The 25,159-nt window shown below is 65.0% G+C and carries 25 protein-coding genes and 2 pseudogenes; 8 read left to right on the top strand and 19 right to left on the bottom strand.

Going from position 1 to position 25,159, the window contains the following annotated elements; genetic code table 11:
* Positions 1–185: 185 nt before the first annotated feature.
* Positions 186–758, bottom strand: a complete 573-nt coding sequence (locus NA5_RS18235) for a hypothetical protein (protein WP_062987601.1) — start codon at positions 756–758, stop codon at positions 186–188.
* A 185-nt stretch (positions 759–943) separates the two neighbouring features.
* Between NA5_RS18235 and NA5_RS18230 the strand changes: the two genes are divergently transcribed.
* The 3 genes from NA5_RS18230 to NA5_RS18220 are packed head-to-tail and all read left to right on the top strand — an operon-like array spanning position 944 to position 3,754.
* Positions 944–1,795 carry an alpha/beta fold hydrolase gene (locus NA5_RS18230; protein WP_062987600.1) on the top strand — a complete coding sequence of 284 codons (852 nt, stop codon included), beginning with the start codon at positions 944–946 and terminating at the stop codon, positions 1,793–1,795.
* 34 nt (positions 1,796–1,829) lie between these two features.
* On the top strand, positions 1,830–2,276 hold the full coding sequence (locus tag NA5_RS18225; protein WP_062987598.1) for a VOC family protein: 447 nt from the start codon (positions 1,830–1,832) through the stop codon (positions 2,274–2,276).
* A 23-nt stretch (positions 2,277–2,299) separates the two neighbouring features.
* Positions 2,300–3,754, top strand: coding sequence for a dihydrolipoyl dehydrogenase family protein (locus NA5_RS18220; RefSeq protein WP_062987596.1), 1,455 nt, complete (start codon positions 2,300–2,302; stop codon positions 3,752–3,754).
* A 192-nt stretch (positions 3,755–3,946) separates the two neighbouring features.
* Here the strand turns inward: NA5_RS18220 and NA5_RS18215 are convergent, their stop codons facing one another.
* Positions 3,947–4,894: an alpha/beta fold hydrolase gene (locus tag NA5_RS18215; RefSeq protein ID WP_062987594.1), complete on the bottom strand. Its 948-nt coding sequence runs from the start codon at positions 4,892–4,894 to the stop codon at positions 3,947–3,949.
* Positions 4,894–5,322, bottom strand: a complete 429-nt coding sequence (locus NA5_RS18210; protein ID WP_062987592.1) for an SRPBCC family protein — start codon at positions 5,320–5,322, stop codon at positions 4,894–4,896. The genes NA5_RS18215 and NA5_RS18210 overlap by 1 nt, the downstream gene beginning before the upstream one ends.
* 229 nt (positions 5,323–5,551) lie before the next feature.
* Here NA5_RS18210 and NA5_RS18205 point away from each other — a divergent pair, with 229 nt between their 5' ends.
* Positions 5,552–6,601: an alpha/beta fold hydrolase gene (locus tag NA5_RS18205; protein ID WP_062987657.1), complete on the top strand. Its 1,050-nt coding sequence runs from the start codon at positions 5,552–5,554 to the stop codon at positions 6,599–6,601.
* A 22-nt stretch (positions 6,602–6,623) separates the two neighbouring features.
* Here NA5_RS18205 and NA5_RS39355 read toward each other — a convergent pair.
* Positions 6,624–7,028, bottom strand: a pseudogene (locus tag NA5_RS39355) (ATP-binding cassette domain-containing protein); the annotation flags it as partial.
* On the opposite strand from NA5_RS39355, the gene NA5_RS18195 reads away from it, so the two are divergent.
* The gene (locus tag NA5_RS18195) at positions 7,016–7,789 is read left to right on the top strand and encodes an SDR family NAD(P)-dependent oxidoreductase (RefSeq protein WP_062987588.1); all 774 of its coding nucleotides are present in this window, start codon (positions 7,016–7,018) and stop codon (positions 7,787–7,789) included. The pseudogene NA5_RS39355 and the gene NA5_RS18195 sit on opposite strands and share 13 nt — an antisense overlap.
* 301 nt (positions 7,790–8,090) lie before the next feature.
* Here the strand turns inward: NA5_RS18195 and NA5_RS18190 are convergent, their stop codons facing one another.
* Genes NA5_RS18190 through NA5_RS18180 form a run of 3 tightly spaced genes read right to left on the bottom strand, consistent with a single transcriptional unit; the run spans position 8,091 to position 10,812 of the window.
* Entirely contained in the window at positions 8,091–9,635 is a 1,545-nt protein-coding gene (locus NA5_RS18190) for a multicopper oxidase family protein (protein WP_245672281.1), read from the bottom strand.
* Entirely contained in the window at positions 9,632–10,045 is a 414-nt protein-coding gene (locus NA5_RS18185) for a hypothetical protein (protein WP_062987586.1), read from the bottom strand. The genes NA5_RS18190 and NA5_RS18185 overlap by 4 nt, the downstream gene beginning before the upstream one ends.
* Positions 10,042–10,812 (bottom strand): SGNH/GDSL hydrolase family protein, encoded by a 771-nt coding sequence (locus NA5_RS18180; protein WP_062987584.1) that lies wholly within the window; start codon positions 10,810–10,812, stop codon positions 10,042–10,044. The genes NA5_RS18185 and NA5_RS18180 overlap by 4 nt, the downstream gene beginning before the upstream one ends.
* Before the next feature lie 80 nt (positions 10,813–10,892).
* Between NA5_RS18180 and NA5_RS18175 the strand changes: the two genes are divergently transcribed.
* Complete coding sequence (locus tag NA5_RS18175; RefSeq protein ID WP_062987581.1) at positions 10,893–11,510, top strand: TetR/AcrR family transcriptional regulator; 618 nt, start codon at positions 10,893–10,895, stop codon at positions 11,508–11,510.
* A 42-nt stretch (positions 11,511–11,552) separates the two neighbouring features.
* Here the strand turns inward: NA5_RS18175 and NA5_RS43225 are convergent.
* The 5 genes and pseudogenes from NA5_RS43225 to NA5_RS18160 all read right to left on the bottom strand — a co-directional run.
* A pseudogene (locus NA5_RS43225) lies at positions 11,553–11,651 on the bottom strand (LuxR C-terminal-related transcriptional regulator); the annotation flags it as partial.
* Entirely contained in the window at positions 11,630–11,833 is a 204-nt protein-coding gene (locus tag NA5_RS40475) for a hypothetical protein (RefSeq protein WP_157110486.1), read from the bottom strand. The pseudogene NA5_RS43225 and the gene NA5_RS40475, both read right to left, overlap by 22 nt.
* 366 nt (positions 11,834–12,199) lie before the next feature.
* Positions 12,200–12,991, bottom strand: a complete 792-nt coding sequence (locus tag NA5_RS18170; RefSeq protein WP_062987579.1) for an alpha/beta fold hydrolase — start codon at positions 12,989–12,991, stop codon at positions 12,200–12,202.
* 324 nt (positions 12,992–13,315) lie between these two features.
* Positions 13,316–13,732 (bottom strand): hypothetical protein, encoded by a 417-nt coding sequence (locus tag NA5_RS18165; RefSeq protein WP_062987577.1) that lies wholly within the window; start codon positions 13,730–13,732, stop codon positions 13,316–13,318.
* A 30-nt stretch (positions 13,733–13,762) separates the two neighbouring features.
* Positions 13,763–14,263, bottom strand: coding sequence for a DUF2231 domain-containing protein (locus NA5_RS18160; RefSeq protein ID WP_062987576.1), 501 nt, complete (start codon positions 14,261–14,263; stop codon positions 13,763–13,765).
* Positions 14,264–14,401: 138 nt separating this feature from the next.
* Here NA5_RS18160 and NA5_RS18155 point away from each other — a divergent pair, with 138 nt between their 5' ends.
* On the top strand, positions 14,402–15,094 hold the full coding sequence (locus NA5_RS18155; RefSeq protein ID WP_062987652.1) for a helix-turn-helix transcriptional regulator: 693 nt from the start codon (positions 14,402–14,404) through the stop codon (positions 15,092–15,094).
* A gap of 261 nt (positions 15,095–15,355) precedes the next feature.
* On the opposite strand, the gene NA5_RS18145 is transcribed toward NA5_RS18155, so the two are convergent.
* The 4 genes from NA5_RS18145 to NA5_RS18130 form a co-directional block, all read right to left on the bottom strand.
* A complete protein-coding gene (locus NA5_RS18145) occupies positions 15,356–16,090 on the bottom strand; it encodes an O-methyltransferase (protein ID WP_062987650.1) in 735 nt (244 codons plus the stop codon).
* 170 nt (positions 16,091–16,260) lie between these two features.
* A complete protein-coding gene (locus NA5_RS18140; RefSeq protein WP_063813469.1) occupies positions 16,261–20,175 on the bottom strand; it encodes a non-ribosomal peptide synthetase in 3,915 nt (1,304 codons plus the stop codon).
* Positions 20,176–20,275: 100 nt separating this feature from the next.
* Positions 20,276–21,385 (bottom strand): hypothetical protein, encoded by a 1,110-nt coding sequence (locus NA5_RS18135; protein ID WP_245672279.1) that lies wholly within the window; start codon positions 21,383–21,385, stop codon positions 20,276–20,278.
* Complete coding sequence (locus NA5_RS18130; RefSeq protein WP_062987567.1) at positions 21,352–21,912, bottom strand: alpha/beta hydrolase; 561 nt, start codon at positions 21,910–21,912, stop codon at positions 21,352–21,354. Before NA5_RS18130 ends, NA5_RS18135 begins: the two co-directional genes overlap by 34 nt.
* A gap of 434 nt (positions 21,913–22,346) precedes the next feature.
* On the opposite strand from NA5_RS18130, the gene NA5_RS18125 reads away from it, so the two are divergent.
* Entirely contained in the window at positions 22,347–22,697 is a 351-nt protein-coding gene (locus NA5_RS18125) for a hypothetical protein (protein ID WP_169811323.1), read from the top strand.
* 358 nt (positions 22,698–23,055) lie between these two features.
* Here NA5_RS18125 and folE read toward each other — a convergent pair whose 3' ends face one another.
* From folE to NA5_RS18110, 3 genes are all read right to left on the bottom strand, one after another.
* Positions 23,056–23,652 (bottom strand): GTP cyclohydrolase I FolE, encoded by a 597-nt coding sequence (gene folE / locus NA5_RS18120; RefSeq protein ID WP_062987563.1) that lies wholly within the window; start codon positions 23,650–23,652, stop codon positions 23,056–23,058.
* Between the two features lie 3 nt (positions 23,653–23,655).
* Positions 23,656–24,069: a hypothetical protein gene (locus tag NA5_RS18115; RefSeq protein ID WP_062987561.1), complete on the bottom strand. Its 414-nt coding sequence runs from the start codon at positions 24,067–24,069 to the stop codon at positions 23,656–23,658.
* A gap of 373 nt (positions 24,070–24,442) precedes the next feature.
* On the bottom strand, positions 24,443–25,159 hold a 717-nt coding region (locus NA5_RS18110; protein WP_062987560.1), incomplete at its 5' end, for a TetR/AcrR family transcriptional regulator.

Below are 25,159 nucleotides of genomic sequence, written 5' to 3'. Positions count from 1 at the left end.
TCCCGACCCGGGAAGAAAACAGCAACCCCCCCGCAATGGCGTCGGCGTGTGGGGTGGCTACGCTGGAACGGCGCCGACCCGTTGAGCAAGGCACCTCAGGTCGTCGGTTGTCAGGTCGCGGGACCACGCTCGGTGACGGGAGGCCGTCGCGACAGTCCTTCCCCGTTGAGTTGTCGGATGGTGGGTCAGTGGTTCCGGTGCTTCCAGGCCAGTAGTGCGGCCTGCGCGATGAAGAACACGCCGCCGCCCGTGGCGTAGATGGCCAGCACGTTCAGGGCCGGGGAGTCACCGGTGGCCTGGGCGATGTAGGTTGCGCCGACCAGGAACGACAGTCCGCCGGAGATCAGGGTCGGCCATTGCTTGCCCCATACGGGGCCACGCCGGCGTAAGCCGACTATCACTTGGGCCGCACCGGATATCACCGCCCAGACTCCGAATACACCCAGTACTTCAGCTGAACCGGAGACGATTCCGGCGAAACCGACGGCGACGGACGCGACCGCGCTCAGGACCCCGTTGAAGGCTGTCACGCGACGCTCGGGCCCTGCCGGAACCGCGAGAAGATCGAGCAGCGATGACACGGCATCGATCAGCGGGTAGAGGACCAGCAGTGTGATCGCCACGGCATCCAGGGTGTCGTGGGCGGCCGAAGCAAAGGTGACCGCCCATCCGATCGCCAGCACGCCGCGGCTCAGATACAGGCGGATCAGAGTCGAACGTTCGACCGTCGAAGCGGGCGGTGTCGCTGTGGTGTTCATGCACACAACTTTCGCCCAGCGAAGTCACCACCCACATCCGTCGGTTGACGCTGTATCGGCGTAGGTCACGAGGCACTGGGGGACCTACGCCGATACAGCGTCAGTTGACGGATGTGTGACCGTCACTCGGAGAGCAACAGTGGGACCGCACCTCTTCCAACCACTTGCTCGAAGGACGAAACACCATGGTCGACAACCGATATGGCCGTACCCGGCGCTACGCAACCCGGGCCCTGACGGCTCTCGCGGCCGGTATCGCCGGCGGTAGCCTCGTAGTCGCCTGCACCGCTGAGACCGTCACCCACGCCGCTCCCACTGACGATGCGCCGCGGCCCACCATCATCCTGGAACACGGCGCGTTCGCGGACGGGTCCAGCCGGAACGATGTGATCGAGAAGCTGAGCAAGGACCGGTATCCCGTTGTGGCGGCGGCCAACCCCTTGCGTGGACCCGTCAACGACGCCGCCACCCTTCGCGGCCTGATCAGCCACATCAATGGACCGGTCATTCTGGTCGGGCATTCCTACGGCGGGTCCGTAATCAGTGCAGCGGCGGCCGGGAACGAGAAGGTCAAGGCCCTGGTTTATGTGGCGGCCTTCCTGCCCGCACCCGGTGAGACAGCGCTCGAACTGACGAACAAGTTTCCCGGCACCACGCTGCCCGGCACCTTGAATCCGGTGCCGTTCACCGCTGTCGACGGCAGCAGCGGAACCGATCTCTACATCCAGCAGGACAAGTTCCGCGCCCAGTTCGCCGCCGATGTCCCCGAGGACCGTGCCGCCCTCATGGCCTTCACGCAGCGGCCGATCGCGCAGGCCGCGCTGGAGGAGAAGGCCACGGCCGCGGGTTGGAGCGAGAAGCCCAGCTGGGACATCGTGACCACCAAGGACCTGAATATTCCGGTCGAGGCGCAGCGGTTCATGGCCGACCGTGCCCATGCGCACGTCACCGAGGTCGAGGCATCGCATTCGGTGGCCGTCTCGCATCCGGATGTGGTCGTCGACGTTATCGAACAGGCCGCCGCTGCCAAGTACTGACCCGAAATCCCAACCACCACAGGAGAACACGACCATGGATATGAAACTCGAAGTCGTCGTGCTGCCCGTCTCAGATGTCGACCGCGCCAAGGCATTCTATGCCGAGCGACTCGGATTCCGCCTCGACGCGGACTTCACGGTCAACGATGGCTATCGCGTCGTCCAGGTGACCCCGCCCGGCTCCGAATGCTCCATCATCTTCGGGACCGGTGTCACTGCCGGAGCACCTGGCACGTTGCGCGGCCTGCACCTTATCGTGACCGATATCGAGAAGGCTGTCGCCGAGCTCACCGAACGCGGCCTCACCGTCGACGGCCCGTTCCGAGACGCGACCGGCGTTTTCCACCATGCCGGAACCACCGATCGCATTGCCGGAGCCCATCCGGCGCGCCGCAGCTACGGCTCCTTCGCCGCCTTCCACGATCCGGACGGCAACAGCTGGTTCCTGCAAGAAGTCACCCAGCGCGCACCCGGCCGCTGAGCATCCGGCCCCGAAAGAACAACATGTCTGACGAGAACATCCAGATATACGACGTCATCGTCCTCGGAGCCGGACCGGTCGGCGAGAATGTCGCCGACCGCACCAGCGCCGCAGGACTGAGCACCGTCATCGTCGAATCCGAACTGGTCGGTGGCGAATGTTCGTACTGGGCTTGCGAACCCAGTAAGGCGCTACTACGCCCCGCACTGCTCTACACCCAGGCCGCACGATTTCCCGGCGTCGCGACTGCGGTCACCGGGCCGCTCGATGCCCGCGCGGTCCTGAAACACCGTGATCGCATGGTCGCCGACTGGAACGACCGGGGGCAGGTCGAATGGCTCGAATCCGTTGGTATCGAGCTCATTCGCGGCCACGGACGACTCGACGGGGTCAAGCAGGTGACGGTCCGAACCCCGGACGGCGGCACCGTGCGATTGCGCGCCCGGCATGCGGTCGCGGTCTGTACCGGCACCCGCGCAGCGTTGCCGCCCCTGCCGGGGATAGAGGCGCTACGGCCGTGGACCAGCCGCGAGGCCACCAGCGCCCCGGAGGTGCCGCGCCGACTCGCCATTCTGGGAGCCGGTGTCGTCGCGGTCGAAATGGCCACGGCCTGGCGTGCTCTCGGCGCCGAGGTCATCCTCATCGCCCGGGAGTCACGGCTGCTGGGCCGAGTCGAATCCTTCGCCGCGGACCTGGTAGCCGACCGCCTCCGGGAGGCAGGCGTCGAGCTGCGATTCGACTCGGGCATCGTGACCGCCGCGCGGGCGGGCGGACCCGATGACGGTGTATGCCTGAGCCTGTACGACGGCACGCGGATCGTCGTCGACGAACTGCTGTTCGCGACGGGCCGTGCACCACGTACCGATGACATCGGCTTGGAGACGGTCGATGTGACCTCGGGGGAGTGGCTCACCACCGATGACTCGTTCACGGTGACCGCGGTGCAGGGCGAATGGCTGTACGCCGTGGGCGATGTCAATCGCCGGGCGTTGCTCACCCATCAGGGCAAGTACCAAGCGCGGATCGCGGGTGCGGTCATCGCCGAACGTGCGTCCGGCAGGGACCTCGATGCCTCGCAGTGGGGACCGCACACCGGAATCGCAGATCGCGTCGCCGTCCCGCAGGTTGTGTTCACCGATCCGGAGATCGCCGCCGTCGGTCGCACCACCGACGATGCTGCACAGCAAGGCCTTACCGTCGAAATCGTCGACTACGACCTCGGGAGGGTCGCTGGAGCGCTCCAGCACGACCCGGACTATCGCGGCCGCGCGCGCATCCTGATCGACCCGCAACGCGGGACGATCGTCGGTGCCACGTTCGTCGGAGCGGGTGTCGCTGAGCTGCTGCACTCCGCCACCATCGCCATTACCGGCGAGATCCCCCTGGACCGGCTCTGGCATGCGGTGCCCGCATTCCCCACCATCAGCGAGGTCTGGCTGCGACTGGTCGAAACCTATCGGGATCAGCGTGCCCAGTAGGACAACGAATCCGCCGGCCACGAGAGTTCGTGGCCGGCGGATTCGTCTGTGGTACAAGACGGCGCTAGCCCATGAGCTGCCGCGCCGTCGGTCCACAGCCGTGCCGTAGGGCGGTTTCCGACCAGATCAACATTGCTATCGTGCCGCATACGAAAAGCTCTGCGATGGGGGGTCGTTCGGGCTTCGGCGGGTTCATCGCATGATCCCTTCGGGGCCGTCATGTGTCGGTAGCGGCGTGGATGGTGTTGAGAGGGTGACGAATTCGCGGACAGAGTCGGCGAAACGCTCGGGTTCTTCCAGGTGTCCCATGTGGCCGCTGTGCTCCAGGACGGCCAGGCGTGAATCGGGGATGAGATCGTGTAGCTCCTGTCCCCAGCGCGGTCCGCAGATGACGTCGAAGCGGCCCACGATCACCAGTGTGGGCACGCGGAGCTTCGGTAGGGCCGCGCGGTCGTCGATGAGTTCGGGGGAACCGATCGCGTCCAGTCCTGAGATATATGTGGCGCGCACCGCATCTCGGAACGGAGCCCAGCGTTGTTCGTCGCCCCAGTAGTCGGCGAAGTACGAGGGCAGCACGCCGCGGGCGACGGCGAGGGTCTGTGCGTCACTCGAAATATCCTGCATCGCGGCGAATGTCGCGAGCACATCCCTCAGTTCGGGTCGATCGGCGTGTGCGGCGGCGAATCCCCGAAGCCGTCGCATGGCCTCCTCGCCATGCTCGGGACCGGTCACGGGTGCGCCCTCGTACAGGATGACGCCCGCGAGCCCGTCTGGCCGGTGGATCGCGTGGTAGGCGGCCACGAATGCGCCGTGCGAGTGGCCCAGCAGATACACCTTCGGCACATCGAGGTGGTCGATGATTCGTTGCACCGCGATGCTGTAGCGCTCGCGGGTGTAGCCGTTCGGATGCGTTGGCAGGCGGCCGGATTCGCTGGTGCCGAGGGCCTCGATGTACACCATCGTCAGGTGCTTTTCCAGCTCGGGCATGCGCAGGTATTCCCAATGGATGCCCGGCCCGCCGGGATGAGCCAGGCAGACCGGTCCACTGCCGTACACGTGGTACCGCTGGGTCACGCCGTCGGATTCGAAGGCGTGCACACCGGGTGTGAAAGCGCCGGAAGCGTTGTGCGAGTGCGACATCACGCCGCCTGTAGCGGTGCGGCGAAGGACTTGCGCAAAGAGGACGGGCCGACTAAGGGCAACAGCGCCGCCAGGATCTTGCCCTTGAACGCCTGCGGCGTCCGGGTCAGTTCGACATCGACGCGGCAGCCGGGCAGATCGGGCGTGATCTTGAAGACCCAGCCGCCGCCCGCCCCGAAGAGCTTGGAATCCAGCGTGGTGATGGTGACGGTGTCCCCGGCCGGGTTCCATTCGTAGCGGGCGCGCTCCCATGCGGCGGCGGTGCCCTCGGTGACCTCGGCCCAGGTGTCGCCGCGTTCGTGGACGACGAAGTGCTCGGCGTCGATGCTCGGCCACACGTCGGGGCGTTCGGGCCCGAAGTCGGTGAGCACGTGCATGACCTCGGCGGGGGACAGGGTCGACATCAGGTAAAAACGGACGGTAGTCATGAAAATACGATCGCTGACCAGGGCATTGTGGCGAATCGGTCAGATGACGCCGACCGTGACGTATTTCCATGATCAGCGGCGGGCGCGTGACCGGCCGACCGTCATTACGTCATCTGACGCTCGCGGGCGCATCGGCGCGCTACCTAGCGTCAGCGGGGCAGGCGGTGGTGGTTGTGACCCTTGGTCCGCGCCTCACCGCACCAGCCCAAGGATGACAGCAGGAGTGCAGATGGACCTCAGCAGACGACGACTCTTCGGTGGCGCGTTGGTGGCGGGTGCGGCAGGTCTTGCCGCGACCTCGCTGAGCGCGTGCGCCACCGATTCCGCCAGTGCACCCGCGACCGTGACACCGGGCGCGGACCTGCGAGCGGGCTCGGGCGCCAACACCACACTGGGCCCGATCAAGCAGATCGACGCCGGTGTCCTCAGCGTGGGCTACGCCGAATTCGGCCCCAGCACAGGACAACCCGTGATCCTGCTGCACGGATGGCCCTACGACCCCTACAGCTACGCCGATGTCGGTCCGCTACTGGCCGCCGCCGGATACCGGGTACTCGTCCCATTCCTGCGCGGCTACGGCCCTACCAGGTTCCTGTCCGCGCAGACGGTCCGCAACGGACAGCAATCGGCCGTCGCGCGCGACATCGTCGACTTCATGGACGCTCTGCATATCGATAAGGCGATTCTCGGCGGATTCGACTGGGGCGCGAGGACGGTGGACATCATCGCTGCGATCTGGCCGCAGCGCGTCAAGGCTATGGTCGCGGTGAGTGGCTACATCATCACCGTGCAGGCGGCCCAGCAGCAGCCGCTGCCACCAGAGGCCGAACTCGGCTGGTGGTACCAGTACTACTTCGCCACCGAGCGCGGCCGACTCGGCTACAGCAAGAATCGGCACGACTTCAACAAGCTGATCTGGAAGCGCGCCTCCCCGCAGTGGAATTTCGACGACGCCACCTACGACCGCAGCGCCACCACCTGGGACAACCCCGACCACGTCGACATCGTCATCTCCAATTACCGCTGGCGCCTGAGCCTGGCCCCGGGCGAACCCCAATACGACGCCTACGAACAGCAGCTCGCCACAGGGCCGGCCATCACGGTGCCCGCCATCACCATTGCCAGCGATTTCGACGGCGCGGCCAAAGACGGAAAGCCGTACCGGGCCAAGTTCACCGGCAAATACGAACACCGCGTGCTGGACGGCATCGGCCACAATGTCCCGCAGGAGGCCCCGCACTCGTTCGCCCAGGCGATCATCGACGTCGACCGCTTCTGAGCTGGGGCCCGGAGCCTTCCGGCTACAGCGAACCGCGCTGGTGCATGCGGCCGGAGGGATCGAGCTCGACGACCGTGTCGATACCGATCCGCCGCAGGAACGGGTCGTCGTGGCTGACAACCAGCACCGCACCGCGATAGCTGACCAGCGCATCGACAAGTTGGTCGACGCTGGCGATATCGAGGTTGTTGGTCGGCTCGTCGAGAATCAGCAACTGGGCGGGCGGATCAGCGAACAGCAAGCGTGCCAAGGAGACTCGGAAGCGTTCCCCGCCCGAGAGGGTCGAGACCGGCCGCTCGACACTGTCGCCGCGCAGCAGCATCCGGGCCAAATGATTGCGGATCGAGGCGGTCGGAGTGGCCGCCGCCACCGAGTGCACGTTCTCGAGCGCGCTGGCCTGCTCGTCGAGACGATGTGGTCGCCACGGTCCGCAAGGAGGCCGACCTCGATGCCCATGTCGGGCTGGCGAATGTGAAAACATTGCTGCTCGACGTGAACGATGAGCACGCCGACCTGGAATTCGGCGAACTGGCCCGCGCCCAGTTCGGTCGGGTCGACGCCCTGATCAACAATGCCGGTTACTACCAGTCCGGGCCGCTGGAGGCCAGCACCATGGACCAGGTGCACCGTCAGTTCCAGACCAACGTCTTCGGCCTGATCGCACTGAACAAGGCGTTCATTCCGATGCTGCGCGAGCAGGGTTCAGGGGTGATCGTGAACGTCAGCTCGATCAGCGCCGACGCCGGTTACCCCTACACCTCGGTGTACCAGGCATCCAAAGCCGCGGTCGCGGCGTTGACCGAGGGCTTGCATGCCGAACTCGCCGAGTTCGGCGTCACGGTCAAAGCTCTGCACCCGGGCAATATGAACACAGAAATCTTCAACAAGGTCGACTTGGCCGCCGACATGCCTTCCGCCTACCGAGAGCCAATGGACCGGTTCTTCTCCGCCAACGTGGTCCGTTCCGACCCGGCGCTGACCGTAGAGGTGATGTGGCGCATGGTCACCGACGGCGATACCCGCAAAGTGCATTACTACAGCGGCCCCGACGGTGAGGCGATCCCCCGGGTCAAGCAACTCCTGGGCCAGGACTGGTACCTCGATGAACACAATGCCAGCAATCGTCAGACTGCCAGCCCTCTGTGGCAGACACTGATGCCCCGCCCGAAGTCCGAGAACCGCAGCTGAACCTGTTGCGAGATGCCCCGCGGCCCCGGCCGCGCGGGCAGGCTTCCCGCCTGGATCTGACCAGATATCGGCGCAGACACGGGCCAGCTCCATCCGCCGGTCGTGCGCTTCAGCCAGCAACCAAAGCGCCAGTGCGGGAAGGCGTATCACCGCGCAGGTCAGGGCCTCAGGTGCGCATCTCGTCGGTGACCTTGCCCGTCCGGGCCATGTTCGCCCGCAACTCTTCGTTGGACGGTGCGGTCGGGCTCGCGTTGGGTGGCCGCGCCGGCGCGCGGTTGACCGGACATCTGTCGGCGAGGGGTTATTCGGTGATGAAGTCGGCCATCATCGACATGTCCTCATGTTCGAGGTTATGGCAGTGCAGCATGAAGTTGCCGGGGTGGTCGGTGAAGCGGACAGCGATCTCAACTGCTTCGGATGGGCGTATGTTCACGGTGTCTTTCCAGCCCGTGTCGAAGGGGCCAGGTGTCCGTGTATTGCGCCGGATTACTTGGAACGGGTTCAGGTGGACGTGGACCGGGTGGTGGAAATCGCTGACGAAGCGCCAGATTTCGGTATCGCCGAGGCGAGGGCGTGCCAGTGCCCGGCCAGGTTGGTAGGGCAGGCCGTTGATGGTCCAGCCATGGTCGGGGCGTAGTTGGAAGTGGAAGGACCGGGTTGTCGTCGCTTGGTGTGGGGCCAGGGTGGACTCGCTGCTGAGCCAGTCGGGGATGTGCGTGTCGTCGTGAATAGTGTTCGGCGCTATGTCGAAGCGCATGATCTGGGTGGTGGGGCCGGTGCCGAGGCGGTTCACCAACCGGACCTGGGTGCCTGGCTGGTAGCGGGCGAAGTCGACGATGATGTCGAATCGCTCGGCCGGTGCTATGTCGAGGGCATCGTGCTTGATCGGACGGTGTAGTAGGCCGCCGTCGCTGCCTATCTGCACCAGACCGCCGCCGCCAGGCGGCTGTGGTTCGAGTTCGAGCCGGTAGCGTCGGGCGTTAGAGGCGTTGAGCAGTCGTAGCCGATACTGTGCCGGGTTGACAGGAGCGGCAGGCCACGGCGCTCCGTTGACCAGAATGACATCACCGAGCACACCGTTCATGTACTCCTCGTGCACGCCGTGGGTCCGCAGTGTCGGGTCGAACATCGGGTATTGGAACGAACCGTCTTCGGCGAAGGAGCGATCGGTGATCATCATGGGGATATCGCGTTCCCCGGTGGGCAGCGGGAGCGCGGCTTCTTCGGTGTCGTGGATCAGATGAAACCCGGCCAGTCCCTGCCAGACCGCATGCCCGGTGAAGCCGTGTCGGTGATCGTGGTACCAAAGGGTCGCTGCCCGTTGCTGATTCGGATACGTGTAGTCGCGCTGTCCGTGGCTGACTGCGCCCGGGTGACCGGAATGTTCAGTGGGGAGCGAGGTCGTGGGCATGATCAGGTCCATCGGGTAGCCGTCGCTGTCAGCCGAGGTGTGACCGCCGTGCAGATGTACAACCGTTGGTTGCGGTAGCTCGTTGCGGTGCCGGACCACCGTTCTGCGGCCCGATTGGGTCATGATGCTCGGTCCGGGAAATGTGCCGTGATAGGTCCACGCCCGGGTTCGTAAACCGGGGATGATATCGAGATCGGCGACCTGCTGGGTGATTTCGAAGTAGTCGGTGGTCGCATCGCTCCGGACCGGCTCGAGCACCGGCGGAATCGGTAGTCGCGCCTGAAATGGGCGCGGCAGTGGTGCCCGGCTGACAAGCAAGCGCCCGGGTTCGCCGGGGCCCAGTAGTCGCGCCCCTGCGAACCATCCCGTGGCCGCGATGCCGGTGGTGGCGATTGACGCGCCGAGGAAGACGCGGCGTGTTATGCGGGCGTTCACCGGGTTTCGTTTCCCCCTGGTCGCCAGCTGCATGCCGCCACGATCACCACGCCGATCGTCAGCAGCACAGCGAGCGGCACGTGCGCGGTCAGGATCCGGTGCTGGCCGAGCGGAATCAGCGTGGTGGCAGCGACCGCCTGTGCCAGGCTTGCGATCACCGGCTGAACCATTCCCGAACTCAGTCGCCAAGCCAGTGCGGCCACGATCGTTTGCACTAGCAAGGCGGCAACCAATAGCCCGCCGTTGCGCGCGTGCGCGGTCAGCGATTCGTAGTTCCCGGACAGAAAACTACCGGCCAGCCCGGCCTGTAAAAGGATGAGCACCACAACCGCGGTCGTGACGATGCGCAACGAGACCAGTGCCCACCGCCGAACCATCGGCGGCCGAGGGATATCGGCGATCGCGGTCACCGATCGGTCTCTTTCTGCGTGATGGTGGCGGGCGTGCCAAGGTCCGCGGTGGTCAGAAACTCGACGATGAGATCGGCGATCATCGTTGCGCCGCAGGTGTTCTGATGGATCATGTCGGTGGTCAGCGCGAGGCCGCGGCGGCGGGCGATATCGTCGAACGAACGGCGCAGTAGGAAATGCTGTGTGGCGGCGCGGGCCGACAGCGCCCGGCCGTCCCGGAATCGGATGCCCGGAACGTGCTCGATCGCGATTAGATGGTTGATCTGCTGTTCGTTGAGCGGGAGATAGGCAACCTGGTGGGTTTCGGCGATCTCTCGTACCACGGCGCTGTATTGCACGCTGCGCTGGACGGACTCCGTGCCGAGTTCCTCGCCGAGTACCGGCAGGGACAGCAGGGCGACCCGCGCATCGGTCTCCGAGGTCAGTCGGTGCACGATCGAGGTGAGACTGTCCCGATACCAGTCGATGGTCGGCCGGGTTGCCAGCTTCTTCATCCGGGTCATCATGCGAATGTTCGTCTCGGTGAGGCTCGCGTTGGCGTCGTTGGTGCCGATGAGCACGGTCACCACGTCGGGTTGTAAATCGATCACCGCATCGAGGCGCTGCAGTGCGTTGTAGGCCAGATCGCCGTTGACGCCCGCATTGGTGAACCTGAATTGGTGTGCAGCCGTGCGACTTTCGAGCAGCCTGAGGTAGTCGGCGCTGACTTGGCCACGAGTGATGCTGTCGCCGAGGCAAACGACATGCCTGGATATGGTCGGATCCATTGCGACTCCAGTGGTTGGTGAATGCTTACTAACCACTATAGTTAGTGGGTGTCCACTTACTTGTCAACGGGAAGGCGCTCGTGAGTACTCGTGACCGCATGCTGGACGCGGCGGCGCATGTCATGCGCACCCGCGGCCTTGCTCGCGCGACCACCAAGGAGATCGCCAAGGAAGCCGGATATTCCGAGGCTGCGCTATATAAGCATTTTCAGGACAAGACGGCCCTGTTCCTCGCCGTGCTCACCGAGCGGATGCCGAGTGGGCTCGGGCCCGTGCTCGCCGACCTGAACCGGAGGGTCGGTCAGGGCTCGGTCCAGGAAACTCTGGACCAGGTCGCGCGGGCGGCGCTCGGTTTCTACCGGCTCGGGTTTCCGATGGCGGCCTCGTTATTCGCCGAACCCGATTTGCTGGCCGCCCACCGCGCAGCCCTGCGCGAGCGCGATGCGGGCCCCCAGCACGTCGGTACCGCACTGTCCGCCTATCTCGCCGCCGAGCAGGACCTGGGCCGCATCCGATCCGATGCCGATCCCGAGGCCGCCGCCGCACTCCTGCTCGGCGCCTGTCTTCAGCACGCATTTCTCGGCAGTTTCGCAGGCGAGTCGGCCGACCAGTCGACCGTTGATCGGATTGGAACCGAACTGGTCCGAACCCTGATGTCCGGCCTGACTCCCGACCAGGCAAACTCTCGAGAGGGGTGAGATCGATATCCCATGGGAGGTGACTCCCGGCCTCACGGCTACCTCGATGTGGTCCTCGGCGGTGTGTTGTGAGATCACCAGTTTGGCGGCGGTCTGCTTGTTGCTGAGTCCTTTGGCGATCAGGTCGGCGACCGGCCGCTCGGGATCATCGCCATCCGCTCGACAGCGGGATCGACCGCACCGCCCCGGGACTTGCCTCGAGGCCCGAACAGCGCGGCGATCGTCGCCGAGGTGACCGTCGCGCCTGGCAACGGCGCTGAGCACTCAACAGCGCCGCCACCGAGACCAGGGGGCCGATGGTGCTGTGCCTGGTGTCTGGTCATACGGGCCAATTCTTCTGTCCTCGGGGCATATTCGCTATTCCACGGCACCTTGCTTCGGGCTGTAGTGCGACGGGCTTCTAGGCCACGTGCGGCGTGTCCAAAAGTGTGGGTCAGCGTGGCCGTGCGACTGCCGATATTGTCTCCGTCAGCCCGGACCGATATTGTCGAATCCTTTCGGGCAGAGGCTATTTCGGACCGGCGGCTGGCAACCCATCGGTGGTGACCGTTCACGACGTGATATGCCGAATCAGGCGGTCGGCGATGACCAGAGAACAGTTCCTCGGCCTTGTGGACGAGGTATTCGAGCATCGCGACCGCCGACCGTTTCGTCGCGTCCGGGGCGTCGTCAAACGGTGAGGGTGTGGTCTAGGCGAACTGAGCGAGGAAGGTGCGGATCTCGGGGGCGATGGCCTCGGCGAGGTCATCGGCGGTGTGGAGGTCATAGGACACGCTGACCGAGGCCAGGCTCGCGCGGGGCATGGTGGCGGCGGCGGTTTCGGCGAGGGCTGTGGGATGGCGTGCGTCGGTTCCGGGAAAGATCAATGTGGGGGCGGTGATGGTGGCGAGTTCGGCGACGTCGCGGAAAGAGCGGTCGTGCCCGATCGCGGCGGCGGCGACGATGCTGGCCGGGTCCGAGCGTGGGATCGCGTCGTGGACCATGTCGGCGACCAGTGGCGGCATTTCGGACAGGATTGGTGCCCAGGCTGCTTCGATACCGTCGGTGGCGACCCGTGTGGCGAAGGCGTCGAGGAATTCGATCTCTGCCGTTTTTGCCTCGTCGTCTTCGATGTCCTCGACACCGATCAGGATGGCGGCCGTCACCAATTCCGGGTGTGCGGCGGCGGTACGCAGGGTGATGGTGGATCCCAGTCCGGCGCCGCCTATCGCGACGCGCGGCAGGCCGAATTGCTCGGCGAGGCTGATGACGTCGTCGGTGTAGCAAGCCCAAGTGTGCAACGCCGGGTCTGTGCAGATCGATCGCCCGTAGCCTCGCAGGTCCGGCAGCAGCACGGTGTAGCGGTCGGCAAGGCGGGTCGCCAACGGCAGCAGGCTGCGGTGGTCCGGGCCGCCTGCGTGCAGCAGGATCAGCGGCGGTTTGTCCGCGCCGACCACGGTGACGTGCAGCGGGCGTCCGTCGGATCCGTGATAGGTCAGCATGTGGTGGAAACTATGTGGAAGCCACGAGCTCCACAATCAGCGCGGCTGCCACGTCATATCGTGATTCGGTCATCGCGGCGCCTTGCCGACTGGACCTGCGGCGCTACCTCGTCCGGCGCGTGTTCGTGCCCCCCGCTGGTCGTGGCATGCGAATCGACGACTCCGCATCGCCACTGCTCGGCACGCTCCGACCGGTCGAGTCCGTGCAACGCGAGTACGGGGAGGGCGCCGATCGCGGTGAGCCCGACCCAGACCGCCCAATCGGCCCCAAGTGCCCGGACGGCGATGCTGACGTTCGAGTGCTCGGCGAGTCAGTCGGCGATGCTAGCTCCCGCCGACACCGAGGGCGGTCAATAGGACCAGTACGACGGTGGTGACGGCGAGGACGCCGTGGCCGCCGACGATCGCGACAGGGAAATGCCGTTCAGCCGGTTCGGGTGTCTCGGTCGCGGTGTGCGCCCGGTAGACGGGCAGCCAGCGCAGCAACATCGCGAACCCGAGCAGCGCCACCGGGATCAACAGCACGAACGCCACCCAGGCCAGGGCGTCGTTATCGACGGCGAGGTAGATGATCCACACGACCAGCCCGGCCACGGCGAGCAGGAAGTGCCCGAACACCACGGGAGCCGGGAGATGACTCGTGTTCGGCTGGCGTGCACCGCCTTTCGCGATCCACGTGCCGAGCAGAACGAAGCCGCCGGTCGCGGTGAGCAACCAGAGGATCAATGCCGCGATGCCCATGATGTCTCCTGACAGGTCAGTGGTAGGGGTTCAGCGGTGGAAGCCGGTGGCCTGAGTGGTTTCATCGGCCACCCGGACGCCGTAGTAATACGCGAGCTTGCCGCCGAGGTAGCCGGACACGGCCAGTGCCGCGAGACTGACGATCGACAGCACCAGTGTCTCAGACGGAACGGCGTCGTGTGGGCCGGTCCCGGAATTACGCCACCAAAAGTTGATCCCGTACGCCACGGTCACAGCCAAGTTGAGGCTCATGTGCACCAACCCGGTGCGAAATGCCGGGGTACCGGTCGGGATGGCGAACAGATCCAGCATCCCGACCATTGCCGCCGCCAGCGCACCGAGTACACCGAGCGCGATCAACCATGCCGAGCCGCGGGCGAGGAAGCTCGGATCGTCGACCGCGTGCGAGGCAATGTCGAACACCAGGCTCGCCACCCATGCGCCGATCGGCACGGTGACCAGGATCGGGTGGAACGGATGGCCGTACGGCCCGGCCAGCGCGGCGCTGACCGGCCGTTTCGCCTGCTGCATATCACCGACCACGACAAACCTCCGCCTGAGTATTTACACCAAAGATTATTGGCGTTATCTCTTGGATTGGTCAAGTGCGCGCGCCGCGTGTGTACCCAGTGACTTTCAACCAACACAGTTAGCGTTATTGTGGGTCATGTGACCAGCGAATCGGCGATCGCAGCCGTGGCCGCGCTCGATGACGAGCTGCGGCACGGGATGTACTGGTTCATCCGCCGCGCCCGCCGCCCGGTGACGCGAGATGAGGCCGCTGAGCGGGTGGGGATCTCACGGAAGCTGGCCGCGTTCCATTTGGACAAGCTCGTGGCCGCCGGATTGCTGCGAGCACGCTACGAGCAGGTCGGCGGGGTCCGGCGGGTCGGCCGGGCGCCGAAGGTGTACGAGCCCACCGACACCGAGCTGCAGGTGAGCATCCCTGAGCGCCGCCATGAGGTACTTGCCGAGATCCTGATGGATGCGGTGCTCACCGAGCGCGCCGGTGAAACCGCCCGCGACGCCGCGCAACGGGCGGCGGGCGATCGCGGCGTGGCCCTCGGCCAGGACACGCGAGAGCGGCTGCGGCCCGGGCGGCTCGGCACCGAACGCGCCCTCGCCCTGCTCCACACAATGCTCGCCGAGCAGGGGTTCGAACCCAGCCGCGACGCGTCGGGCTGCCTCCGATTGCGTAACTGCCCCTTCCATCCGCTCGCCGCCGGGGCACCCGAGCTCGTGTGCGAGCTCAACCGCATCTACCTGGCGGGCGTGCTGACCGGACTCGAGGCCGATACCGTCGCAGCGGTACTGGTGCCGAAAGTCGGCGAATGCTGTGTCGAGCTGCGCTCTACCACCTGATGAGGCAGACAGCTACCTTACATGGCCGCGCGGTGGCCGTTTCAGATTCTTGCCCATGCCCATCAGTGGCTCTCGATCACGGATCCGGTCGGTGGCAGGTGTTGGCAGCAGGGCCGCGGGTACCGGCGCGCCATGGAAGCCTCACCGGGAATTGCCGAATCGTACTGGATGGACTCCACCAGGCAAACGTCGTATCCGGAGGTGACCGACGACGTCGAGGTGGATGTGCCGTGATCGTGGCGGGATCCGGGCCTGGTCGTATCAGCCGAGATAGGTCGATTCGAGCACGAGGTCTTGGATGATCTTCTGGTATTCGGCGTGCGTCCGATGTTCTCGGGTTTGCCAGTGGGCGCCCTCATGGCGGCGCATGAATGCTCGATACCCCGGGACGCCTGGGTATTTGACGTTGTCTGCCACGACGACCGAACCGGGGTGCAGCCAGGCCTGATCCAGGATCCGGCGGAGATCGGGAAGATATTCGTTCTTCTCGTGGTCGAGGAAGGCGAAATCGAGTGTGCCGGGCGCGAACTCATGTTTGTCGCCCAGTGCGCTGAGGGTCTTTCCGCCGTCGCCCAACGTGCCGACGATCACGACGATGCGCTCGCCGATGCCCGCGTGATCCCAGATCCGCCGCGCAACGGCGGCGTTGGCCGGATTGAATTCGATCGAGTACAAAATGGCATCGGCGGGCATGACCCGCGCGATGCGCAATGCGCTGTAGCCGCAGTAGGTTCCGAGCTCCAGCAGGCGGTGCGGATGCGCGGCGGCGACGGCGCGGTCGAGGATCCGCCCCTTCTCGTCACCGATATTGATCAGGTAACTCTTGGTGTAGCAGAACTCGTCGATCGCCCTGATGACGTCGTCGATGTCGTTTCTGCGCGCATGCGTGCACACGTAATCGGCCAAGGCTTGTTCGCGGCCGTCACCGACCTGCCAGGTGGCGCCCATGTGCCGTAGGCCGAACAGAAACCGCACATACGACCATCGCAGAAACATAACCGGTTTGCCGACGCACTCGTTGGCGGCAACTGCCAAGGCGATTGCAGCGATGGCGGCCAGCATCGACCGCGGGAGACGTAGACCGAGCACTCTCGGCCGAGGTGCGGTCAGCAGGATCGACGAAGCAACCGACACCGCGGATGCCACGATGGCAGCGGAATGTTTGCTCACATATCCTTCCCTTCGCCTTGCCGCCGACTCAGTTCGGCCGCCAGGATCGGCCCGATGACCGCGAGCGCCTCGGGGTTGGTCATTTGGGCGTGAGTTACGTCGACGAAGTGTTGCGTGATCTGTCCGGAAAAATAAGGTCGCCACATATCGCCGGTCAGTTCGCCGGTGATGCCTTTGCGTGCCGAGAAGTACAGCAGATCGCCGTCGTAGGATGCGGGTCGGTAGGACGTGGACATGGCAACACTGTCGACATATCCCTGGTGCAGCCGTTCGAGCTGCTCGCGGGTCAATCCACGACCAGGACCGGTGCTGGTGGCGAGCAATTCGACAGCTTCGTCGATGGTGAGCGGCCGGGTGTCTGGAGTGGCTGACTCATTGCCCTGTAAGTGAGTGAACAGATCACGTACGGTCGGCGGCTGCGGCTGGGGTGCACCGTCGGCGAATGCCACGCTGTCGAGCATGACGAGCAAATCCACGCTGTGCCCTCGGGCGCGCAGCCCAACGGCGAGCGCGTGCGCGAGTTGCCCGCCCAGGGACCAGCCGAGCAGGTGGTACGGACCCTCCGGTTGCACGCGGATGAGTTCGGGCAGATACACCTCGGCGAGTTCCTCGACGGTGCGGTATCGCCGCGATTGGCCGGAAATGGCGGGGGACTGCAGCCCGTAGACGGGCCGGTCGGTGACGTATTGCAGCAAGCCCGAGTAGCACCACGACAGTGGAACAGCGGAATGCAGACATATCAACGGCGTCCCAGAACCGTTGTTACGCAACGGAAGGACCGTCTTCAGAGCCGAACCACCAGTTATCACATCGGTGTTCGCATCGACCGCGGCGGATTCGATGGCATCGGCCAAGGTTTGCACCGTCGGGGTGAACAGCGACGAAACTGTCACTGTAGTGCCGGTCCGCTCCGATAATCGCTGGCACAGTTCGACGCCCAGCAACGAGTTGCCGCCGAGTTCGAAGAAGTTGTCGTCCAAGCCGATGCGAGACTGTCCGGTCACTTCAGCGATCGTCTCTGCCACCGTGTGTTCGGTCGGTGATGTCGGCGCGCGGAATGTCGGGCGCGGCAGCGTCTGTGGATCTGGTAATGCGGATCGATCGGTCTTGCCGCTGCTCGGATTGATCGGTATCTCGGGCAGCGGTACCAACATTGCCGGAATCATGCCGGGCGGCAAGACTTTCCGTAACCGCGCCAATACAGCGGCACGGTCGAAATGATCCTTCTCGGCCGCTGCGGGGACGACATAGCCGATCAACCGGTCGCCGAGTGTCTCGGACGTCCACATTCGCACCACGGCCTGATCGACTGCGTCGTCCGCGGCCAGCGCGCGCTCGACCTCGGACGGCTCGATGCGCTGCCCACGTAGTGAGATCTGAACATCGCCTCGGCCCAGGTACTCCAGCGTGCCATCGGCTTGCTCGCGGACTATGTCACCGGTGCGATACATCCGGGTTCCCGTCCGCCCGTATGGATTTGCCACGAAACAATGTGCGGTGATCCCGGGCCGTCCCAGATACCCTCGCGCCAACGCGTCACCGGCGAGATACAGTTCGCCGCGGGCGCCGCGTGGAGCTGGGCGTAACCGGGCATCCAGCACGAGAGTCTGCACTCCGGGCAGTGCCCCGCCGATGGTGATCGTCGAGTTCGGGTCGAGCGGTTCGGTTTGGGTCACCACGACGGTGGCTTCGGTCGGGCCGTAGGAGTTGAACATCGGTAGCCGCCCGGCCCAGCGTCTGGCCAGTTCAGGCGGGCATTTGTCTCCGCCGACGGTTACGGTCTGCAGCGAGGGCAATCGGTGCGGGTCGAGCGTTGCCAAAATAGCCGGTGTGACCACCAGGTGGGTGATCGCTTCGTCTTGCATCACCCGTGAAAGCCTTTGGCCGGCCACGATGTCCGGCGCCAAGGCGACCAGCTTCGCCCCGGGAGCGAATGCGGAGAGGTATTCGAGCATCGACGCGTCGCAAAATGGTGAATGTGCTTGCAGCACTATGGATTCGCTGCTGATGCGGTTACGGGTTCGCAGGTCGTCGGCCAGTGTTGCCAGACCTTCGTGGGTGCTCAGCACACCCTTGGGCTCTCCGGTGGATCCGGAGGTGTAGATCAGATAGGCAGGGTGAGCGGCACGCAGCGGTCTTATCCGATCCGCGTCGGTTACCGCGGCGGCAGACCGGGACGCGGCGGCGCAGGCGAACTCGTCGCTGTCGAGCATCAACCACTCGACCGTCGTGGCCGCCAGTGGTGTGCGCCACCGGGTGAGGGTGACTCCCAGCGCCGCACCTGAATCGGTGATCAGCTTCGCCACGCGCGTCGGCGGATCGGTGGGATTTACCGGGAAGAACACCGCGCCCGCCCGGGCAACCGCCCACAAGGCCATGACCGATTCCACCGACCGGGACAACCCTACTGCGACAACCACTTCCGGTCCGGCGCCGTGCGCGATCAGCTCACGCGCCCATTGGGCCGTGACCTCGTCTAGTTCGCGATAAGACACCGACCGGTCCGGCCCGCTCAGTGCAATCCGTTCACCGGCACCGATTCCGCCCGTGAGTAACTCCGGCAGCAACCGCTGGTGGCGTCGCTGCTGTGGGGCAGCGATTGTGCGCGTGTCGGCGATAGCCGCGAATACCTTCTCCTCGCCAGACGCCAACAGGAATCGGGACAGGCAGTCGATGAACTGTTGTCGATACCTATCCACCTCGTCTGCTCTGTACAGCTCACGGTTGGCATGAAAGTCGATGGTGAGGGGCCCGGCACGGAATCGGTAGCAGCTGATCGCCATATCCTCCACCGGCCCAGCCGAAAGCAGCTGCGTTCGACCGCGGACGACACCGAAGCCGATACTGTCGGGCAAGGTGAGGACGTTGATCAGCGGACCGTAACCATGGCGACCGGCCCGACCCACGCCGTGGTCACGGAGCAAGTCTTCGTGCCGATACAGCTGGTGGCGCAGCGCGCCGATCATGCTCAGGCGTACCTGTTGGACCAGGTCACCGACCGTGCTCGCGGCCACGCCCCGCACGCGTAAGGGCACCACGTTCGAGACCATTCCCGCCGATTGTCGTAGCACCCCGGTGGTGCGGGCGGCGACCGGCAGTGACACCGTGATATCGGTATCACCGGTCATTTGCGCTAGAAACGCGGTCACCGCCGCGACGAGCACCTCGGCCATGCCGGTGCCGTACCGGCCTGCTGCAGCATCGAGCCGCGCCGTTGCCGCCGCATCGACAGTTGCGTGCGCGATATGTGGCCGTGCCGACGATGCAGCGTACCGATCACTGAGCCGTGTCACGTGATCGAGGCCGGTGAGCTGCTTTCCCCAGTACTCGCGATCGGCTGCGAACCGCGGCGAGCACCGATACCGCTGCTCTGCTGCCACAATCTCGGTCAGCGACACTGCCCGGCACGGTGTCGCGGTCCGCCCTTCGGTTGCGGCGGAATACAATTCGGCCGTTCGCTGCAACACCTGAGCGGCGCCGAAGGCGTCGACCGCGATGTGGTGGCTGCGCGCGTAGCAGCGGTATCGGCCGGGGCCGAGTGTGAACAGCACCGTCTTTGTGACGTCGGCGCCTGTCAGGTCGATGCCGCCTTGATGGTCGTTGCTCATCCATACTTGCGCGGCGTGTTCGGGGTCGGGGTGATCGCTGAGGTCTATGCAGTCGAATCCGGTGTCCAGGTCGTGGTCGAGGTATTGGCGCGGTTGGCCATCGACGACTGCGAATCGCACATGCGGCGACTGCAATTCGCGACCGGCGCGGCGCAGACAGTGCTGGAGCAGTCCGAGGTCGAGATGGCCCTGCAGGTCGGTGTATTGAGAGATGGAAAACGGAACTGTCGGATGTAATTGCTGGGCCAGCCACAGTTCGGATTGCGCGACAGACAATTCGAAGAAGTCCGCGTCGGGAGTCATGCTGCCATTGCGACGCGCAGTACTCGACAGGTCTACCACCGCAATTCCTTAATTCTCGACGGTAAGGATGTCAGCGAAGGTGATCATGTAAGCAGCGTCGTCATGAACCGACGCTTGTCTCGAGGAAGCCGCTTACCTCATCCATCATCCGGCTCACCGAATCGGCGACGAAGAGAACGGGTTGACAAATGCTGTCGTCGATTCCGCTGGCGACTATGTCCTCGACTCGGAACTCCCTCAAATCCGCACCCACGAAGGACTCCATCTCCTTGACCGAGGACAAGATGGCCGCTCCGTACGCTCGCGGGTGACCCTGTTCCATGACCACGCCGACCTCCAAGGTGAACCAGAACAACCGCGCGATCGCTGTCCGCGCCTCGTCCGAGGTGGCATGGTTGGAGGCTCGTCCGAAGCAGCGATACAGTTCTGCGAATTCCGGATCGGCAAGCATTACCGCATGTCCGACCAGTTCGTGGATGACGTCGGGATCAGGCGAGAACGATTGCTCGGTCACCGGGCGCACGTCCGGGATTGCGTGCAGGATGCCGTCGGCCAGCGAACCGTAGAACAGGCGCCCGGGCAGGCTTCCTAGAGCCGGCGCAAGCTCGAAGCCGGTCAACGGACGAAGCGCCCGCGAGACCTCACTCAGTTGCGGTACCCGGTCGGCGGGGAGCTTCACGCGGCGAGCGGCCGAACGATAGTGGCCGCAACCGAACTGCTCGTGCATGGCGCGAAGCCTCTCGAAAACACGCGACCACAACGCGTCCTCGTCGCCGCTGTAGACGAATTCGGGCAAGGGCTGCCCCGGGCGGCACGCGCGGACAACGCGCTCACGCTCGGATCGAACGTCGAGACCAACCGTCATCGCACTCAATCCTCTCCTCGAGTTGCCTTGGCTGCGCAGGTCATCACCACTCGAAATTGATCGGCGCTGACAACAGGTACGTTCTGTTGGCGCGGGTACCCCCGCCGATTGCCTGCAAACAAATCGGCAACGCCAGCCCAGATAACAGAAGACATGGCTTCCCGCAAGACATTTCGCGGTGTATTTGCAATTGGTCGACGCTGCCCGAGATCGCCTGCGGGGAGCGAAAACGGGGGTGTCCGCCGAGCGATGGATTCGCCGTCTGACCGGTCGCTTTCGGCTCCAGGTGACCATGCGGCCTTCGAAAACGATCAGGCGCCGAGCGCGGCCGCGAACATCGGCCACGAATCGTGCAGTGCGTCTTGCCAATATCCCCAAGCATGGGTCCCTGTCGGCCGGAACTCGATCCGCGCGGGCACATCAGCGGCACGCAACGCCGCAGCGAGCCGAAGCGTGCACCCGTTGACCATCGATTCGAACCCGCCGCCCACCACGACGCGATCGGCGAGCGCGATCGGGTTGCGCGCGACGTCGTGATCGCCCAACACGACATTCGCGTTCTTGTCGGCGAAGAACGCTGCCGCGTCCGTGCGATCGAGCCACCCCGACCCGGTCTCCCCTCCGTCCAAGCCGTCGAGGAGATACAACGTCGGCCGGGGCGTGGAGGTATCCGCAGGCCGCAAAACCCGCAAGGGGACGAGCCGGTCCATCGCCGGCGAGTACACGTTCAGGCTGACCTGCTCGGCGACCGGCGACCGATCCGCCGCAATCGGATCACTGCCTGCTGATGCCGCGCCCACGGTCGTCGTCGAAAGGAGCAAGACGAAGACCACGGCGAGCCACCGCACACCTCCCGTGGTCAGGTTCGGCATCGACCCTCCGATCTTTCCCGCACCAGCAACGGTAATCAGTCAAGCTACTACAAGGCAGGTAGCAAATTCGGGGGTTTGCCACCACATTGCTGGCCCAGGTTTCACTGGGATCGCCACGGCGCTGCTGCGGGGGAGCCGAGGTTACCGCGGTCGAGCCTGGTGCGGAGATGGCCGCCCAGTGTCGCAGGGATGTTCCGGGCGTGCCGGTCGTTCGCGGAGACGGCAATGCGCTCCCACCGGCCAACACTTCCCACGACTTCATCGCCTACGCGCAGTGTCGGCAGCGGTCGGCCGACTGGGACACACGGCCAGTAGTGACATGCCGTTGCTGACATCGTGGAAATGCGCGCTATCCGGCTGATTTCGGGCTTAGTGTGCCTACCAATCCGTAGCGTCGATCAGAGGAGAACAGCGTGACGCCAGTGTCCCCGCAGTTGCCCGAGCTCACCGACGCGCAGCTGCTCGCGTATCGGGCGGTTCTGGCGCTGTTACGCGCCGAGAAGGAACTGAGCGGTGTGGAATTCGTCGAGCTTCACGACCGGGTGGCCGGCCGGTTGGGGGTCGAGGACACGGCGAAGCTGGCTCACGCACTGCATCGGGCGGTGTTCTATCTGCCGTTCTATGTTCGGGCGCTGAGTTCGGGCAGCGGCGATGGCAAGAATGTGGAGCCTGATGAGGCCGCGTTCGCCCACAACGCGGCGGTGTCGCTGAGCAAATGGACCGAACGGTTGATGCGTGGTCTGGACAGCCGGTGCCCCGACGTCACGTCAACAGCAGAGGTGTAGTCGCAAACCCATTCTGGGACCATGTGTGCCCTCCGCATTCCGGTCGAGGCCAGTGCTGGGCATGGTTGCGGCGGAGGAAGAAGGTTTGCCGAATCGGTGTCTGGCACATAAGGACTGGACAGAGCTTACGCGTGGGGCGTGTGGTTCTCTGTCCAGTCGTTGGGTCGATGTCACTACATGGGCATGTTCGGGAACACCATGTTCCACAGGTTCCGTGCCATGTCCACGAGCTGCATCAGCATCGGTGACATCATCACTTTCCTCACCTCCTGACCCATTGCTGGGCACTTTCTGCCTACCCGCGAACGCGGGCACTATGCCCGGTTCGGTGGTGCTCGCGGCCATATGCGGGTGGGCATCAGGGTGCGATTCCGGTGAGGGAAAGGAATTCTTGGCGTGAGCGGGCGTCTTCGCGCAGGGTGCCCAGCAGGGTCGAGGTGACGGTGGTGGTGCCGGTGGCTTGGACGCCGCGCAGGGTCATGCAGGTGTGTTCGGCCTCGATGACGACGCCGACACCTTGGGGTTGCAGGTGTTCGGCGAGCCAGTCGGCGACCTGCTTGGTGAGTCGTTCCTGGACTTGGGGGCGGCGGGAGAAGTGTTCGACCACGCGGGCCAGTTTGGATAGTCCGAGGATGCGCTCACCGGGCAGGTAGCCGACGTGGGCGACGCCGACGAACGGCAGCAGGTGGTGTTCGCAGACCGAGCGCAGCGGGATGCGGCGGGCGAGCACGAGTTCGTCGTAGCCCTCGTCGTTGGGGAAGGTCGTCAGGTCGAATGGCCGTGGGGTGAACAGTTCGGCATAGGCGCGGGCCATGCGCCCGGGGGTGGCGTGCAGGTGTTCGTCGTCGAGTCCGACACCGAGGGCGGTGAGGAACTCACCGGCAGCGCGTTCGGCGGCGGCCAGGTCGATGGTGTTGACCGGTTCGTGGACAACGCGCAGAACAGGGCGTGACACGGGCTAGCTCCCCCCGACGCCGAGCGCGGTCAGCAGCACCAACACGACGGTGGTGACGGCGAAGACACCGTGTCCGCCGACGACGGCGACGGGGAAGTGCCGTTCGGCCGGGGGCTCCTGCGCTGTGGTGGCGCGGTCGCGGTAGACGGGGAGCCATCGTGCCAGCAGGGTGAATCCGAGCAGGGCGACCGGTACGAGTAGCGCGAACGCGATCCAGGCCAGCGCGTCGGTATCGGCGAGCAGATACACGATCCAGACGATGAGTCCGGCGACGGCGAGCAGGAAGTGACCGAATACCACCGGTGGTGGTAAGTGGGTGGTCGATTGCCGGGTCCCGCCTTTGGCGATCCAGGTGCCCAGCAGGACGAACCCACCGGCGGCGGTCAACAACCAGGTGATCAGTGCTGCGATGCCCATCGTGTGCTCCTTGGATGACGGATCGCGAGAGGTTCAGTGCCGGTATCCGGCGGGGAAGGCCCTCCACATCGACTTGAATAATGCCAAAAATTATTGGCGTAATTGTCGTGAAGGTCAACCCGGTGCATGTCGAGGACGGACATGGGTGTTTTCACCTGTTTTGATAGCCGTTATTGTGGTCGAGTGAGCGATGTAGCGGCGATCGGTGCCGTCGCGGTTCTCGGTGACGAGTCGCGGCGCGGGATGCCTATGTCGAGACTCCGGTGGTAACCGGACGATTCACCAACTTTGTCCGGGCAGGATCTCGATCGCGGTCGGCTGGATCGAGCTGTCGTTTCGGTGGTCGATCCCTGTGGCCACAGCGCGCCGTGGGTCAATCGGATGCGGGCCGCAGATTGTTCATGAGCAGGCCGAGGGTGAACTCGAACCGGTCGGGTCCGGTGCCGGAGATCAGCTCGGCGGCATGGCGTCGAGTCAGGGGGAATTTCTCGGCGGGCAGGGCGGTGAAGCGGTCCAACAGCTCATCGTGGCTGAGCACCCATTCCTGATCCTGGCGTCGGCGCCGTTGCTGAACCAGCGACTGTTCGAGTGCATAGGCGCTGACGTAGAGGGAGAGCGCGTCGCGGGCCCATCCGGCCGTCCTCGGTTCGATGCCACCCGCGAGCAGGATCGCCAGGATTCCTTCGCCGACGCGCAGTGTCTCGAGATTGGTCGGCACCGTGGCAAGCGCGGCACGCGAGACGCCGGGGTATCTCAGATACTGGTCGCGGATCTGCGTGTATACCCCGAGTAGCTGCGCGCGCCAGGTAGTCGGGTCCGGTTCGGGGAGCGCGACCTCTGCGTAGAGCCTGCCGATCAGCAGATCGTCGATGTCGTCCTTGTTGACGATGTGTGCATAAAGCGACGACGGACCGGTGCCGAGCACAGCGGCGACCCGACGGACGGTCAGGGCGTCGTACCCCTCGGTGGCAACGACTTCCAAGGCGGCGTCAGTGATCCGTTCGACGGTGATCGGCTGCTTGCGTGGTGCCGCCGCGGCGGCCCCCGCAGCGGGCTGTGCGTGGCGAGCGGCGCGGCGTTGGCGGGGAGC

This window comes from Nocardia anaemiae NBRC 100462, from assembly GCF_001612725.1.
Classification (GTDB): domain Bacteria; phylum Actinomycetota; class Actinomycetes; order Mycobacteriales; family Mycobacteriaceae; genus Nocardia; species Nocardia anaemiae.
Note: the sequence above shows the minus strand (reverse complement) of the source record. Positions and strands in the feature narration are given on the sequence as shown.